This window comes from Salinibacter sp. 10B (assembly GCF_002954405.1).
Taxonomy (GTDB): Bacteria; Bacteroidota; Rhodothermia; order Rhodothermales; family Salinibacteraceae; genus Salinibacter.
Map to the genome: position 1 here is coordinate 3,404,536 of NZ_MQWC01000004.1, position 16,315 is coordinate 3,420,850.

Consider the following 16,315-nt stretch of genomic DNA (forward strand, 5'->3'; position numbering starts at 1 on the left):
GTCAACGGGCGCAACATGGTGCGCACGGACTCCCGAACGACCCGTCAGCGAGCAAAGAGGGCTCTGGAGTTAGTTCCCAATGCTGGTCGTATCCACAGTGGCCTGGATGGCGGGAGTGATGACATATTTCCCATTGGGGTTCCCCTTGAGGGCTTCCTCTACGTCCCAGTTGATTGTGACCTCAACTCGGTCGTCTGCAGACTCAATTGTGAAGGGGTCAAAGGTCGCCTTGAGACCCGTCTGCTGGCCGCTCGCAATCTTGACACCGGTCGGGTTGGAGTCGCCCTTGAAGGTGACCTGTACCTTCTCGGTCGTGATGAAGCGGACCTGACTGTACGTGCCCGTTGGAATCTCGACTTCGGCCAGAGCGGTATCGACTCCTGCCTGCAGGTTCTTCAGGTCAACCTCAAATTCGGTGTCGCTTAGAACCTTCACTCCCGTATCGGTCGAGTCGCCCTGATCGGCCTTCTCGGCGGGAACGATGGACACCTCACCAATCGTGACAAGGGCCTTTTCAATACTGTCGGCCGTAGGCGGTCCCGAGTGGGTTGTGACGGATTTCGTTAAGGCCTTGCTCGTCGACCCGTTCATGCGAAGCTCAAGAGTGCCAGATTCTCCATCGGCTCCGGTCGAGTCGCAGCCAGCGGCAAACAAAAGTCCTCCTGCAACAACCAACGAGAGGAGAAAGGAAGAAAACGATCTCATAAGAGTATAGTCCCTGTTGAAAAGTAATCATGGATTTTCCCCCTTATCCCTAATCGGAAATCCGATATCGACTTCCGGAGGGGGATAAGGCAGACAAGGGACGACTTGAGAGGCAATCCGTTACAAGAGAGGGGTTGTGAATAAAAGGTGAAGGAGATATTAGGGCGTCATATTCCCGTATCCGGCGGATGGTCTCTTTGCTTCGGATGGGTATTCCTCCGCACTCGCGTGTAAGGGAAAGGAGACGGAAGCCCTCGCACTTTTTTGATTTTGAAATTCAAATGCTCATGGTATCCGTTCGTCCGTTTGCCGTCAGTCTCTTGGCAGGAATCGTCGCCCTCGTCGTGGGAGGGGCTTCCTGTTCGATGTTGTCGAATTCAGAGCCGAAGGCGTCTCCGTCTTTGGAATTCCATATTGCCCAGGTTGACAGTCTCCAGTTCCCGGAGGTCATTGCGCCGTCGGACACTCTGAACGTGGAGTTTTACGGAACGGTAGGCCCGGACGGCTGCCACTCATTTGCCCGCTTCGATGTCGAGGCATCGCAACGCCAATTGACGATCACGCCCGTTGTACGGCACGTAACCTCCGAAAACGCGATGTGCACCATGGCAATCGTTCCTCTCAATCACACCTTTACTGCTGATCCCCCCTTCTCGGAAGGGGCCTTGACTCTCGCGGTCCCGCAACCGAATGGAGAAGAGATCCAGGCCGTTGTGAATGTGGCGAAGGGGGCAAGTTGAGACGTCCTTCAGAAGGGAGACGTGATTTCCGCGTAGGGAAGTCGATATTTCCGGCTGCGACGCCTACTTTCCCGGCGTCGGTTGTTTTTGTTCATTCGTCTGAACTGAGACATGGATCGTGATGCAGCAAAGAAGGCCGCCGGGGAAGCGGCTGCAACCCTCGTCCAAGACGGAATGGATCTCGGGCTTGGGACAGGCTCGACGGCCGCCTGCGCACTCGATGCTATCGGGCGACGCGTGCGGGAGGAGGACCTTGATGTGCGGGGGGTTCCAACCTCGTTTGGAGCCGAACGCCGCGCTCGGGCGCATGGCATTCCCCTGACCACTCTCGACGAGGTCTCGACGCTCGATCTTGCGGTGGATGGGGCGGATGAAGTCAATGAAGGGCTCCAGCTCATCAAGGGAGGAGGGGGCGCACACTCGCGTGAGAAAGTAGTCGCAACGCAGGCCGAGCGCTTCGTAGTGCTCGTGGATCCTACGAAACAAGTGAGTCAGCTTGGAGAGCAGATGCCAGTGCCTGTGGAAGTGCTTCCCATGGCCGTTGCGCCGGTGCGACAAGCGCTTGAGGACCTGGGAGCACGTCCGGAATTGCGGATGAGTACCGAGAAGGATGGGCCGGTGGTTACCGATCAGGGACTCTGGCTATTGGATGCGTATTTCCCGGACGGCGTTACGGATCCGGAGGCCCTCAACCGCACTCTTTGCAGGCGACCCGGGGTGCTCGATCACGGACTTTTCCTTCATGAAGCGACAGATTTGTTTGTCGGACATCCGGAGGGGACGGTCGATCGCATTTCTGCCTGACTCCTGAGGAATTGTCGGGGGCTCGTTGTATTGGCCACCGGACGTACCGCGTACGCCAAAATAAAAAAAGCGCACCGCCTTCCGGGCATCCGGAGGGCAGTGCGCTTTTTCTTTGTAGGTCGCTACGAGTAGGAGCGGGGCCCTACTGGAGACGGAAGGTCACCGGAAGGGACATGCGAACCTTCACAGGCTGGCCACGCTGCTGACCCGGGGTGCACTCCAGCGTCTTCACCTTCTCGAGTACCTCCTCATTGAGAAGCTTGTGCACGCCGCGAGTAATCTTCGGCTGCACTACTTTGCCCTGTTCATTCACGACAAACTGTACGAACACACGGCCTTCAATGCCGGCCTTCTTGGCAAAGTCCGGATATTCGACCTTGCCCTGAAGATTCTTGACTCCACCGCAGTCGGGCTGCTGCTCCACCACGACGAAGATTTCATCTTCCTGCTCCTCTTCCTCATCATTCGCGTCGGGGGGCGGGCCCTGATTGGTGTCCAGAGCGTCATCGAGGTCCAGCGAGGCGTCGAAGTCGACGTTTTCGTTCTCGATGGTTTCGTTGTTCGGAACCTCTACGGGAACCGGGGGCTTCGGCGGAGGGGGCGGCTCATTCTGCTGCTCCGTCTGCGTGATCTCCTCCATCTCAACGACCTCCTGCTCCTTCAGGTCGACCTGAAAGGTCTGCTCCGGTTGGTAGTCAAGCTGGAAGGCTACGACGAGAATGACCAGCGCGAGCGTCATGCCCACCTCAATGAAGAGGCGGTACCACTTTCGAAGGTCTGCCCCTTCTTCTTTGCGTAAGGCCATGGGTATCGACCGGTATACTGTGCGACGAGCGGCGACATTTCCTAGGGAATGCTCATGCTACGGTATCGTTGTTTACCTCACCTGCAAACGGATGTTTCGGGTTCAGCCGATTTTGGGATCGGCACCCGTAGCGACCTTCTTCTACCCGCTACCGAGGGTCGTTGTGCACCGAATCGTCCGGTTCAACGGAAACGACCGTCGCGAGGCGTGCCGTGCGACGCTTGCGGTCTGGGCCTTCCGGCGGAACGTGCACAGATCACGTTGGCGGGTGGTATTATTCGGGATCAGGGGACGAGGCGGGTTTGCGGTACACGTACAGCGAATAGAGGCTGACTCCCGCCACCAGCCCGATGCCGTCGGCCAGGGCGTCGAACGGGTCCCCTAGACGCCGGATCGGAAGAACGTGCTGATAGACTTCAGTGCCGATTCCGAAGAGGCCTCCGAGCAGAAGGAGGCGTCCCCCCAGTTGCCATACCCGAGAGTCGAGGGGCACAGTCTCCGGGGGGCATAGGGCGCGCATCCAAAGAACGCCGAAAATGGCGAAGAGGCCGAAGTGGGCCACCTTGTCGTAGCTTAGGGCGGGACCGATTGGGGAAAGGGAGGAGGCCGGAATAGAACAGGCGGCCAAGATGCCCACGGACCACAGGAGAGCCATCCATCGATAATGAACCGTCGAGAGCGAGGAAAACAGCGGCATACGAGGGGGCGTGGACGCAAATGGAGAAGGGGGCTATTCGGGCTTCCGTCCGAGACGATCGTGAGTGGCGCGGGGCAGTTCGTCAATGAGGTCGGGAGCCGCCAGCGTGCGGGGGTCACGGGTTCGGGCGTATCGCTGGGCTGCTGCACCGCCGAGGTGGAGGGCGGTAGCTGCCGCAGGGAGGGGCGAAAGGCCCTGTGCGAGGAGCCCCACGCACTGCCCGGCCAGTACGTCTCCGGTGCCGGCAGTGGCGAGGGCTGGTGTGCCCGTGCTCCCGATAAACGTCGTTCCGTTCGGGGCCGCGACAATGCTGGGATTTCCTTTCAGCAGAAGGGTGACGCCCCACCGCTGGGCGTATTCCTGCACCGCGCGAACGCGATTGGTAAGATCGACCGTTCCCGCCAGGCGTCGAAACTCGCCCGCGTGCGGAGTGAGAATCCAGCTGGCGTTGGCGTGCTTGGTCCAGTCCGTTTCAGTGTCGGCCAGGGCGTTGAGGCCGTCGGCATCAAGAACCAGGGGGATGTCCGGGCTTTCCTCCACGAGCCGGAGGACAAACTGGCGGGTGTTGGCCCCGCGTCCAAGCCCCGGTCCCACGAGTATCGCGTCGGCCCGTTCATCAAGCACCGTCCGTACGGCGTCTGGCGCCAGGCCCTCGGCGGTCGTAGAGAGCGGAAGGGTGGGAACGGCAGTAAGCGTCCCGGCGAGGGTGGACTGAACGGAGGCGGGGCAGGCGCAGGTGACGTACCCGGCCCCGCTGCGCACCGCTGCCCTGGATGCCATGCGGGGGGCTCCGGTGAAGCGGGTGCTGCCGCCCACGACCATGGCCGTGCCGACGCTGTATTTGTACGCGTCAGGAGAGCGCGAGGGCCACCAGTTGCGCACGGTTGTGTCGGTCGTCTGCCGCACGCACCCAGGGCGTTCGACCACACGGTTCAGTACAAACGTCGGGATGCCGATGTCGACCACGTCGACTGTGCCTGCGAGACGGGGGGCTTCGCCAACATACAGCCCCACTTTCGGCGCCGCCATTGTGATCGTGTGCTCTGCCTCGACGGCAGTGCCGAGTACGGCCCCCGTATCGCTATGCAGTCCCGTGGGAATGTCGATCGCGACAGTGGGGGCGGGACGGTCGTTGACCCAGTCGACGAGACTCCGAATGGGTTCCCGCAGATCGCTTGTGAGTCCCGTGCCCAGTAGGGCGTCGACGTAGAGGTGGGGGGACAGCCGATTGACGGTGTCGGTGAGGGTGCTGAGTGTATCGAGGGATTCGATCGTGAGCCGTTCTGTGTTGTCCTCCGTTTGGAGCTGTTCCAGCAGGCGCAGATTCCGGGCCGGGTCGTCTCGTACGTCTTCCCGATTGCTTGTGAGGCAGACGTGGATGTGCGCACCGGCAGCGTACAGGCGGCGGGCTACGACCAATCCGTCTCCCCCGTTGTTGCCTTTTCCACAGAGGATGACGACCGTCTCCCCATCCAAGGGGCCATATGCGTTCTGAATCCGGTCGGCTGCTCCTCGTCCCGCAGACTCCATCAGCGTAAAGCTGGGAATGCCGTATTCCTCAATTGTGTACTCGTCGGCCGCACGCATCGCGTCGGCAGTCAGAGCAGGAGGAGCGTCCGTTGAACCGATCATTTTATGTAGGAGGGAAGCGTCAGCGAATCAGTGAATCCGTGGCCGTTGTGTCGGGGGGTGGGGAGGCGAGGGGGGCAAGAATCGGAAGGCGCAGCGCGGCAGGGAGTACGTTTGTCCAGCGAGGGCGTGAATCTGTCGTTTGCTCACTCCACGTTACCGCCTCGGCCGGGGTGTAGGGCTCGAGGAGGCCGCCATCCCATCGTCCATTTGCGTTCCGGTCCTGGAAGGCACGGAAGCGAAAGGTCCCCTGCGGGAGCTCCTGAAATACAAATGTGCTATCCGGAGAAATGGTCTGTTGGCGCGGGTCGAGGGCAATCTGGCTCTCCGTCGGGATAATTTCGACAACGATCGGGCCTTGGGCCGTCGTGTCGCGTGCGGTAGAGTCGCGGCCCGCTGGGGCAGTAGGCGTTGCTTCCAGCGAGTCGGGGGGCGGGGTCCCAGGAGGGGGAGCGGGTGCACGAGACGCGCCGCGTACCGAGTCCCGCCGCGTGATGAACGAGAAGGTGGCGCGTCCTTCGAGAGCGCCAAGCACACGGTCGGTCACGCGTCGGAAGCGTTGCCGGTAGGTCGTGTCGGGCCCGGCGAGGGCCTCCGCATTCACCGTCACGTCCACGAGGGCGCCGGGTTGGAGGAGCGAGTCGGGCGCAAGGTGATAGGTGCGACCATCGTTCGTCGTCCACGCGAAGGATTGAGGGCGTCCGGACGTGTCCTGAAGGCTGAGTACGCGGTGGAGTGTGCTGGAGTCCGGCGCCTGGTTAAAGCGAACGCCGGGTTGGTCGCCGGGGAGGAGGGGATAGGCGCCCGTCGAGTCCGGCGAGCGGGCGTCCGGGGTGAAGGTCCGAAAGCGGGTTTGCGTCGTATCGGAACGAGGGGCGGCTTGGAAGTGGGCCGTATCGGGCACGAGGGGCTGCCCGAGCGTATCCGCTACGAGCGTATCCGATAGAGGCAGCACGTGTCGGGTCGAGTCCATGGGGGCGGTACGGAGCACGACAGCATTTACTCGCTCCTCCGGCCGATATACGGCACGGACCTTTACAGGCGCATTGGGAATGGAGTCGCGGAGCGTCCAGGCGCCCGGTTCGGGGGACGATAAGCGAATCGGTTCGCTGAAGCGAAGACGCAGGCGCTGGCGGCTTACCGGCTCGACGCGCTGGAAGCGAGGGCGCAGAGTATCGGCCCGTGTTAGAAGCCAGGGCACGGGCACGGCGGCCTGCGTCGTGTCGGCGGCAATAGACGGACGAGGCGGCACGGCAAATGGCTCGGCCGGGTCGGGGCGCCGGTTGCGGTTGTTGTCACGCACCGCCACGACGTAGTAAGGCTGTTCCCGCATGTACTCGAAGGAGAACGTTCCATCCTCCCCCGTTTGTGTGCGGTAGGCCGGAGAGGAGGGAAGGGAAGAAAGAGGGGAGGATCCACTCCCGGAGAGGGCATATGCAAATACGTCCACTTTGGGCTGGGGCGTTCCCTCTGCAGGTCGTACCACACGCCCTCGAATTTCTCCCTGATTGATGCGCGGGCCCGTTGAGAAGGCCACCGTTATCGGCGCGTCCAGCGACACGCCGTGGGCGTCCGTCAGGTTGGTATCGAACGAGAAGAGATAGGTGGTACTGTCGCGGAGCGATGACGGCAGTTCAATTTCCACCCCCTCGCCGCTCCAGTCAAAGCGAAGGCGCTCGTCGAACTGGGGCGTGATGGAGAGGGATTGCGTGAGCGTACTGCGCTCCATGTACTCCGAAAATTCGATGTACACCGAGCGAGTGTCCGTGGCCACGTTCACGGTATCCCTCTGGGGGCGTGTGCTTACGACAGAGGGGGGCGTCTCGTCCTGGGGGCCGCCACGAGGAGCCATCGGGTTTGCACACGACGTCATCATCGCGACGAGGCCTCCCAGGAGCAGCATCAGCTTCGCGTGTCCCCAGCCGGGGGCGTCCCGCATCGGGTTCGTACGCATCCCATCCATACGTTCAGGCCTTCGCGCGTTCATCGTGTTATGCATAAATCCCACGCATCCGAAGGGCTTCGGCGACCTTGCGAATGCCCATTACGTAGGCTCCGATGCGGAGGGACACGTCATGCTCGTCGGCAGTCTTGTACGCCTTGTCAAACGCATCCCGCATCATGCGGTCGAGGCGTCGGTTCACGCGTTCCTCGGTCCAGAAGAAGCCCTGGCGATCCTGCACCCATTCGAAGTACGATACCGTCACGCCCCCCGCGTTTGCCAGGATGTCCGGAATGACGAGTACCCCCTTGTCCTGAAGGACCTCGTCGGCTTCCGGGAGGGTGGGGCCGTTGGCGCCCTCTACGATAATTCGGGCGCCGGTCTCCTCAGCAATCTCGCGGTCAATCTGATCTTCCTTCGCGGCAGGCACGAGCACGTCGGCGTCGAGCGTGAGCAGCTCCTCATTCGTGATGGGCTGTGCGTTCTCATACCCATCGAGCGTGCCTCCGTTTTGTTCGACGTAGGTTTGCATTTCCTTGATGTCGAGTCCAGCCTCGTTGTAGTAGCCGCCCGTTACGTCGCTCACGGCCACGACTGTGCAGCCCTGCGCGGCCAGCAGCTCGGCGGCCGTAGATCCCACGTTGCCGAATCCCTGCACGGCCACAGTACAGTCGCTCGGCGCAAGTCCCAGCCGTTCCATTGCCGCCATCGTCACGGTCATTACGCCGCGACCGGTCGCCTCCCGGCGTCCGCGCGAGCCGCCTAGTCCGACTGGCTTGCCCGTAACCACTGCATTTTCCGTTCGGCGCGCGTGCATCGAGTAGGTATCGAGCACCCAGGCCATAATCTGCTCGTTCGTGTTCATGTCCGGGGCGGGAATGTCCTTATCCGGCCCGAATACGTCGAACAGGTCGGCGGTGTAGCGCCGGGTCAGTCGCTCCAACTCTTTCGGGCTCATCTCGGACGGATCACACACAATGCCGCCCTTGGCTCCTCCGAAGGGCACGTCGACCAGGGCACATTTCCAGGTCATCCACCCCGCCAGTGCCTTGACCTCGTTCAGCGTCACGTCCGGTGCGTACCGAATGCCCCCCTTGCTGGGCCCAAGCACGTTGTTGTGGATCACGCGGTAGCCCTCAAACACCTTCACGCGGCCCGAGTCCATTTCGACCGGCACGGACGTAATGTGAATGCGGGAGGGGCGGCACAGGTATTCGTAAAATCCCGGATTGAGCTCCAAAATTTCGGCCGCAACGTCGAACCGCTCCATCATGGACTGGAAGGGGTCGTCGTGGTCGATCGGGGCCGGTTCACGGTACACCGCAGGTTCGTGAACATCGAAACTGAAAGGCATGACAGGGGATAGCTGGTGCGCAGAAACGACGGAGTGTTCAAGGCATCGTTACCCTTCGAAGGGAAGGGGGGACCACGATGGGATAGCTTCTTCCGAACGATTGGAAGCGGTTGCGGTTGCCCGCGTCGACGGTTCGCTCACGTCTTCTCGATGTATTTTCGAAGTCGTTCATCCGCCGGCAAGGGAGCGTGCCTCTTTGGTTTGGGGAGGAGGCGGTCTGCGAGACCAGACTGGAGCGGACGGAGGAAGGCAGACAGCGGATTTTCGGGGCTGATCGGTTTCCGACGGCAATATCTCTCCAAAAACCAACGAACATCCACCCGCGCCGCGTCGTTGGTACCGGCTGTTGACGCGAGACTCTATCGAATCCCCGACGATCCCCGATGGCGCAGTTCGAAACCCCCGATCAAGTCAATCTCCCCGCCCTCGAAGAGACGGTCCTCGACTGGTGGGACGACCAGAACGTGTTCGAGCGCAGTATTGAGGAGCGCGAAGGGCAGCCTACGTATACTTTCTATGAAGGGCCGCCCACGGCCAACGGCAAGCCCGGCATTCACCACGTACTGGCCCGGGCCATCAAGGACATTTTCTGCCGGTACAAGACCATGCAGGGCTATCAGGTGGCCCGTAAGGCGGGGTGGGATACCCACGGACTGCCCGTCGAGATTGAGGTAGAGGAGGAACTGGGGCTCGAAAGCCGGGCGCAGGTTGAGGAGTACGGCATCGAGAAGTACAACGCCGCCTGCCGCGAGAGCGTACTGGAGTACAAGGACCTCTGGGACACGCTCACCCAGCGAATGGGCTACTGGGTGGATCTCGACGACCCCTACGTGACGTTCGAGACCGACTACATCGAGACCGTCTGGTGGCTCCTCAAGCAGATCGAGGAGGAAGACCTGCTCTACAAGGGGCACAAGATCCAGTGGTACAGCCCCGGTTCGCACACCGTCCTCTCGTCGCACGAGGTGAGCCTCGGCTACGAAGAGACGCAGGACCCGAGCGTGTACATCCGCTTCCCGGTGGCCGGGGAAGAAGATACGTACTTCCTCGCCTGGACCACGACGCCGTGGACGCTCATCTCCAACACGGCGCTCGCGGTGGGGCCGGACCTCACCTACGTCAAGATTCACCACGAGGACCCGCACCAGGGCCCCGAGAAGCTGATCCTGGCGGAGGCCCTGCTCGACGACGTGATCGACGAGGACTATACGGTGGAGGAGACACTCTCGGGCGAAGAACTGATCGGGCGCGAGTACGAGCCGCTGTTCGACTACTTTACCGATCGGGCCACGCCGGGCGAGGACGCCTGGTACGTCCTGGATGCCGACATCGTCTCGACCGAAGAAGGCACCGGCATCGTGCATATGGCGCCGGCCTTCGGTGAAGAGGATCACGCAGTGGCGCAGGAGAAGGGACTTCCGCTCTTCAATCCTATTGATAAGGACGGCGAGTTCACCGAGGAGGCGCCGCTGGTTGAGGGCATGTGGTTCAAGGATGCGGACAAGACGATCACCGACGACCTCAAGCGCCGTGGGCGCCTCTACAAGCACGAGACTTACCTCCACAACTACCCGCACGACTGGCGCAAGGGCACGCCCCTGATGAGCTACCCGGTCGAGAGCTGGTTCATCGAGACCACCGAGCTCAAGGACCGGATGGTGGAGCTCAACGACACCATCAACTGGCAGCCCGAGGCCATCGGCGAAGGACGCTTTGGCGAGTGGCTGGAGAACAACGTGGACTGGGCGCTCAGCCGCCGCCGCTACTGGGGGACGCCACTTCCGGTGTGGGAGAGCGACAAGGAGGACTCCGACTACTACGAGGTCATTGGCTCGGTGGCGGAACTGCGCGAGAAGTGCGGCGACCAGCTGCCCGAGGACGATGACGAAATCGATCTGCATCGCCCGTTCGTGGACGAGCTGACGTGGGAAGGGCCGGAGGGCGGCACCATGCGCCGCGTGCCGGACCTGATCGACGTGTGGTTCGACTCTGGCGCCATGCCGTACGCGCAGTGGCACTATCCCTTCGAGAACGAGGAGGCGTTCGAGGCCAACTTTCCGGCGGACTTCATCGCCGAGGGCGTGGACCAGACACGCGGCTGGTTCTATTCGCTCCACGCGATTGCGACCCTCATCTTTGACGACGTCGCCTACGAGAACGTGGTCGTCAACGGCCTCGTGCTCGACGAAGAGGGCAACAAGATGTCGAAGTCGAAGGGCAACACCGTGGAGCCGTTCGAGGTGATCGACGAGTACGGGGCCGACGTGGTGCGCTGGTTCATGATGAGCAATGCGCCGCCCTGGGAGAATCTGCGCTTCAGCGAGCGGGGGCTGCGCGACCTGCGTCGCACGTTCTTCGGCACTCTCGAAAACGTCTACAGCTTCTTCGCCACCTACGCCAACATCGACGGCTTCACCTATCAGAAAGATCGGATGCCCGTCGACGAGCGTCCGGAGCTCGACCAGTGGATCATCAGTCGCCTACACACCACCACGCAGACAGTGGAGGAGGCGCTGGAGGAGTACGACCCGACGACTGCGGCCCGGGCGGTCGAGGGCTTTGTGGAGGAACTCTCGAACTGGCACCTGCGCCGCTCGCGGAGCCGCTTCTGGGCGTCAAAGAAGAGCGAACAGAACGGGCAGCCCGGACAGCCCAGCTCGGCTGGACAAGGCGGAACCGTGTCGGCCGAGAAAAAGGAAGCGGCCTACCAGACGATTTACGAATGCCTGGAGGCCACGGCCAAGCTCATGAGCCCAATTGCGCCCTTCTTCGGGGAGTGGCTCTACCGCACGCTCACAGACGTGACCGGCAGCGAGACCGACTCGGTACACTTGGCGTCGTTTCCCGAGGTCAGCAAGGAAGAGCGCGACGAAGCGCTGGAGCGTCGCATGGGCCTGGCCCGCTCCATCGCGTCCAGCACCCTCTCACTGCGCAATCAGGCCGAGATCAACGTCCGGCAGCCGCTGCCGCGGATTCTGGTCGTGACGGGCACCGGCGTGCCCGAAGCGGAGGTAGAGCAGGTGAAGGACATCATTCTGGATGAGGTGAACGTCAAAGAGATCGAGTACGTAGAGCACAGCAGCGAGGTGGTGAGCCGCTCGGCGAAGCCCGACTTCAGCCGGCTCGGTCCGCGCCTTGGCGACCTCGTGAAAGAGGTCAACCAGAAGGTGCGTCAGCTCGACGACGAGACGATCAACGAGTACGTAGAGACCGGCGAGCTTATGCTCACCGTTGACGGCGAGGAGGTCGAGCTTGGCCCCGACGATCTCATCATTCAGAGTGAGGGCATTGAGGGCTGGCTCGTGGAGCAGGAGGGCGACGTGACAGTGGCCCTCGACACCGAGATCACGCCCGAGCTGCGGGCTGAGGGGCTTGCCCGTGAGGCAGTGAAGCGCATTCAAAACCTCCGCAAGGATGCCGGTTTTGAGGTGACTGACCGGATCGAGATTGCGTATCACGGCTCCGATGCCATTGCGGAGGCTGTAGCGGAGCACACCGACTGGATCCGGAACGAGACGCTGGCCCTGGAGTTGCAGCCGTCCGCTCCATCTCAGCTGTCAGGGGAGGCCGTCGAGTCGTTCGAGATTGGCGATGAGCAGCTGACCATCGGCGTTCGGCGCGCTGATCCTGGTGAGGCGGTAAGCGCCTAATCCTGTGTACTTGCGGTTCGCCCTGTCCGGAGCAGCCCAATTTTCGTTCAGGCAGACATGTTCTTTTAAAGCCCATGGCGACTGATAGTCCAACCCCCAATTCCTCGTCCGATACAATGAGTGGAGAAGAAAGAGAAACGCCCTTCTCCGACGAAGAGCTCGAACACTTCAAGGATCTCTTGCTCCAGCGCCGGAAGGAGGCAAAGGAGGAAATTGAGCAGATGCGCGAGCAGGTGGAGGAGGCCAAAGAGCAGTCCGGTGACAATACGGCCTACGGGGTCCACATGGCCGATGCAGGGACCGATGCGATGGAGCGAGAAAAGCTCCATCTCATGATTGCTCGTCAACAAAAGTATATCGGATATCTGGAGCGCGCCCTCGAGCGCATCGAGAATAAGACGTACGGCATCTGTCGGGTAACCGGTGAGCCCATCGCCAAAGAGCGACTGGAGGCCGTTCCCCACACCGAAATCTCAATCGAGGCGAAGCGACAAGAAAAATCCTGAGTTTGTGAGTTTGGGCGTGTGAGCGTGTGGGAGTCCCGTCCCGCGCGAGCATGAGCGAATCATTTCCACTTCCCTGAAGCGGTGGAGGCGCGGTTGAAATATCCCGTGCGAGTTTCTTCGCTAAGCGATCCGCCGTTCCCTGAACCGGGGCCGGCGGACATTGTCTTCCCTTTTTCCATTCGGGTCATGTGAGTGCGCACTGCAATTGAGTCACGCTGTAGCGTCCCGCACCCCCACACTCCGATACCCACATACCCAAATCATGCGTGTTCTCTGGCTTTCCGCTGTTGTTGTTCTCCTGGATCAGGCCACCAAGGTGGCCGTGCTTCAATTTGTTGCGCCTCGGGCGGGGATCACCCACTCGATTCCTCTCGTCGGTGATTGGCTACGGTTAACCTTTACTGAGAATCCGGGGATGGCATTCGGCATTACGATTGGGCCGCCGGGAACGGTAACGGTTCTTTCGATGATTGCAACGTGTGCGGTGGCGGTGTACATCTACTGGGTGCGAAACGCCTACGCCCCGTTTCGGTGGAGTCTGAGTCTCATTTTTGGGGGGGCCATCGGCAATGTCATTGACCGCGTCTTCTACGGGGTTCTCCTCGACTACGGAACCTGGTTTACCGGCCACGTCGTCGACTTTATCCATGTAAGTCTCTGGAAAGGGTTTATTCCCAACGTGGTGCCGCTCATTGGCGGGGCGTACATGGAGCTCTTTCCCATCTGGAATGTGGCCGATATGGCCATCGTGATTGGGGTGGTCGGGGTGCTTTTCTTTCACCGTACGTTCCACGAACGGCGCTTGGCGGAGCAGCAAGCGGAACCGTCCGGCGGCGAGTCGGCAGCAGGGGAGACGACCGAGGAGGACAATGGAGACGCTTCGCCTTCCGGAAAGGGGGCGGCGTCGTCCGGATTCGATGACGACACGGCTACACCGGAGGACGTGTCGGTTTCGGCGGATGAGGACTGGCCGTTCGACGAGCAATCGAAAGACGACTGAGGCTGTGGATTAGGTCGGACGGGGGGACGTCACTGCAATGGCACGCAACAGATGGGTTGCGTACACAGCCCCCACAGCGGCAATCACAATGACACCGTATCTGCTCACGGGGGCACCGGGCGACGAGGTGTTATTCCTGTTTTGGGGGAGGGAGGCGGAGAAGCGGGGCGACTGTGGACATAATTCCGTCCATGACGGGACGGCGGGCTCTTGTAATGGGGCGACTTCAGGCGGCAGGCGGACAGCGCCTGTTCGTTGAGGCGGAGCGCCTGGCAAGCAGGGAGACCGGGTCACGAAGGACGTTCGGGGGGCGGGAACGGATTGGGCCTGAGCACGGAGGGGCCAGACACCGGCCAGCCACAGACCCAGAAGGAGGAGGGGGAGTCGAGATTCCGGAAGCGGCCACATGAATGAGGGCAAAATGAGAAGAGATGGCCCGGCGTGGGAAGGAGCGAAAAGGAATAGCAAGATGGCGTTTTGACGAGTCGGATCGAATACGTGAGAATACGAGCCGACGTTCTCAGACGACCAGCGGGCGAGTTGTGCAACGTGCGTCCCCCTTGTCCGTAACATCGGCTATGCACAAATGGGAGGAGTCATTCGTAGGTGACATTCGACGAATTCCTACCCGTCCCGCCCCTCGCTGCACGTGTTACTGACGGAGCGCTGCGTTCATGCCTGACCTGTCGAAGATCCGAAATTTCTGCATCATTGCGCACATCGACCACGGGAAAAGTACCCTGGCCGACCGGCTCCTGGAGCGTACCGGGACCATTACCGAGCGTGAAATGAAGGAGCAAACGCTCGACGACATGGACCTGGAGCGCGAGCGGGGGATCACCATCAAGAGCCACGCCGTGCGGATGACGCACACGGCGGATCGGACCGACTACACGCTCAATCTTATCGACACGCCCGGGCACGTCGACTTCACCTACGAGGTGAGCCGGGCGCTCAAGGCCTGCGAAGGAGCCATTCTGCTCGTTGATGCGTCGCAGGGGATCGAAGCGCAGACGATCTCAAATCTATGGCTGGCCCTGGAGCAAGACCTGGAGATCATACCGGTGATCAATAAAGTGGATCTGCCGGTGGCGCGGCCCGACGAGGTGGCACAGGCGCTGGAGGACCTGATTGGTGAGCCCGCCGAAGACATCCTTCAGATCAGTGCGAAGACCGGGGAGGGTGTCGACGAGATGCTTGATATGCTCATCGATCGCATTCCGCCTCCGTCCGGCGATCCGGAGGCTCCCCTCCGCGCCCTCATTTTCGACTCCATCTACGACTCGTACCGCGGGTCCGTCGTATACGCCCGTCTCTTCGACGGAACGCTTGATAAGGGCGACACGATGAAATTCATGGCGACCGACAAAACGTACGACGCCGAGGAGCTGGGCATTCTTCGGATGGGACGCCAGAAGGTGGAGACGCTCACGGCCGGGGATGTGGGCTACGTCATCGGCTCTGTGAAGGACATTCAGGACACACGGGTCGGCGACACGATCACGCTGGCCGATAATCCGGCCACGGAGCCGATTCCGGGCTTCGAAGAGGTGAAGCCGATGGTTTTCAGCGGCATCTATCCCACCGACACCGACGACTTCGAAGAGCTGCGCGGGGCGCTCGAAAAGTTGGCCCTCAACGATGCCTCGCTCACGTACGAGCCGGAAAGCTCTGCGGCCCTTGGCTTTGGCTTTCGGGTCGGCTTTCTGGGCCTGCTGCACATGGAGATCATTCAGGAGCGCCTGGAGCGGGAGTTCGACCTCGACCTCATCACCACGGTGCCGAACGTGGAGTACCACGTGGAGGTGAAAGATCAGGACGACTACGTGATGGTGGACAGCCCGGAGGACATGCCCCACTACGGCGACATCGAGACCGTCTACGAGCCGTACGTGGAGGCCGACATCATTACGCCGAGCGACTACATCGGCAACATCATTCAGCTTTGCGAGGACCGGCGCGGCGAGTACGGCAATCAGCGTTGGCTCGACAGCCAAACCGTGAAACTGGAGTATGAGCTGCCCTTGGCCGAAATTGTCTTCGACTTCTACGACAACCTGAAGAGCGTCAGCCGCGGATATGCCTCCTTCGACTACGAGTTTGTCGAATACCGCGAGAGCGATCTCGTCAAGCTCACGATCCTCATCAACGAGGAGCCGGCCGATCCGCTCTCAACCATCGTGCATCGCGACAAGGCCTATGAGGTGGGGCGGAAGCTGGCCAAGAAGCTGAAGGATGTCATCCCGAAACAGCTCTTTGAAGTCCCGGTGCAGGCGTCGATTGGACGCCGCATCGTGGCCCGCGAGACCATTAAGGCCCGGCGCAAGGATGTGACCGCTAAGTGTTACGGCGGGGACGTGAGCCGGAAGAAGAAGCTCCTCGAAGAACAGAAGAAGGGCAAGAAGCGGATGAAGCAGATGGGCGAGATCGATGTACCGCAGGAGGCCTTCCTCGCCATCCTTTCGATGGACGAGGATGATTAA

12 protein-coding genes are annotated in these 16,315 nt (G+C 61.2%); 6 read left to right on the forward strand and 6 right to left on the reverse strand.

Annotation, left to right across the window (positions count from 1 at the left end; translation table 11 throughout):
• Nucleotides 1–69: 69 nt before the first annotated feature.
• Nucleotides 70–705 carry a DUF4382 domain-containing protein gene (locus BSZ35_RS13915; protein ID WP_105013010.1) on the reverse strand — a complete coding sequence of 212 codons (636 nt, stop codon included), beginning with the start codon at nucleotides 703–705 and terminating at the stop codon, nucleotides 70–72.
• A 401-nt stretch (nucleotides 706–1,106) separates the two neighbouring features.
• On the opposite strand from BSZ35_RS13915, the gene BSZ35_RS13920 reads away from it, so the two are divergent.
• Both BSZ35_RS13920 and rpiA read left to right on the forward strand, forming a co-directional pair.
• Nucleotides 1,107–1,445: a hypothetical protein gene (locus BSZ35_RS13920; RefSeq protein WP_219846648.1), complete on the forward strand. Its 339-nt coding sequence runs from the start codon at nucleotides 1,107–1,109 to the stop codon at nucleotides 1,443–1,445.
• 111 nt (nucleotides 1,446–1,556) lie between these two features.
• Nucleotides 1,557–2,249, forward strand: a complete 693-nt coding sequence (gene rpiA / locus BSZ35_RS13925) for a ribose-5-phosphate isomerase RpiA (RefSeq protein WP_105013012.1) — start codon at nucleotides 1,557–1,559, stop codon at nucleotides 2,247–2,249.
• Nucleotides 2,250–2,391: 142 nt separating this feature from the next.
• On the opposite strand, the gene BSZ35_RS13930 is transcribed toward rpiA, so the two are convergent.
• The 5 genes from BSZ35_RS13930 to BSZ35_RS13950 all read right to left on the reverse strand — a co-directional run bounded on the left by BSZ35_RS13930 (nucleotide 2,392) and on the right by BSZ35_RS13950 (nucleotide 8,676).
• The gene (locus BSZ35_RS13930) at nucleotides 2,392–3,054 is read right to left on the reverse strand and encodes an energy transducer TonB (protein ID WP_105013013.1); all 663 of its coding nucleotides are present in this window, start codon (nucleotides 3,052–3,054) and stop codon (nucleotides 2,392–2,394) included.
• Nucleotides 3,055–3,328: 274 nt separating this feature from the next.
• Nucleotides 3,329–3,751 (reverse strand): VanZ family protein, encoded by a 423-nt coding sequence (locus BSZ35_RS13935; RefSeq protein WP_105013014.1) that lies wholly within the window; start codon nucleotides 3,749–3,751, stop codon nucleotides 3,329–3,331.
• Between the two features lie 33 nt (nucleotides 3,752–3,784).
• A complete protein-coding gene (locus BSZ35_RS13940) occupies nucleotides 3,785–5,383 on the reverse strand; it encodes an NAD(P)H-hydrate dehydratase (protein ID WP_258096475.1) in 1,599 nt (532 codons plus the stop codon).
• Nucleotides 5,384–5,402: 19 nt separating this feature from the next.
• The gene (locus BSZ35_RS13945) at nucleotides 5,403–7,334 is read right to left on the reverse strand and encodes an Ig-like domain-containing protein (protein WP_181149345.1); all 1,932 of its coding nucleotides are present in this window, start codon (nucleotides 7,332–7,334) and stop codon (nucleotides 5,403–5,405) included.
• Between the two features lie 37 nt (nucleotides 7,335–7,371).
• On the reverse strand, nucleotides 7,372–8,676 hold the full coding sequence (locus BSZ35_RS13950) for a Glu/Leu/Phe/Val dehydrogenase (protein WP_105013016.1): 1,305 nt from the start codon (nucleotides 8,674–8,676) through the stop codon (nucleotides 7,372–7,374).
• A 383-nt stretch (nucleotides 8,677–9,059) separates the two neighbouring features.
• On the opposite strand from BSZ35_RS13950, the gene ileS reads away from it, so the two are divergent.
• From ileS to lepA, 4 genes are all read left to right on the forward strand, one after another.
• Nucleotides 9,060–12,326, forward strand: coding sequence for an isoleucine--tRNA ligase (gene ileS, locus BSZ35_RS13955; RefSeq protein WP_105013017.1), 3,267 nt, complete (start codon nucleotides 9,060–9,062; stop codon nucleotides 12,324–12,326).
• A 74-nt stretch (nucleotides 12,327–12,400) separates the two neighbouring features.
• Complete coding sequence (locus tag BSZ35_RS13960; protein ID WP_105013018.1) at nucleotides 12,401–12,832, forward strand: TraR/DksA C4-type zinc finger protein; 432 nt, start codon at nucleotides 12,401–12,403, stop codon at nucleotides 12,830–12,832.
• Nucleotides 12,833–13,094: 262 nt separating this feature from the next.
• On the forward strand, nucleotides 13,095–13,832 hold the full coding sequence (locus BSZ35_RS13965) for a signal peptidase II (RefSeq protein ID WP_105013019.1): 738 nt from the start codon (nucleotides 13,095–13,097) through the stop codon (nucleotides 13,830–13,832).
• Nucleotides 13,833–14,506: 674 nt separating this feature from the next.
• Nucleotides 14,507–16,315: a translation elongation factor 4 gene (gene lepA / locus BSZ35_RS13970; RefSeq protein WP_105013020.1), complete on the forward strand. Its 1,809-nt coding sequence runs from the start codon at nucleotides 14,507–14,509 to the stop codon at nucleotides 16,313–16,315.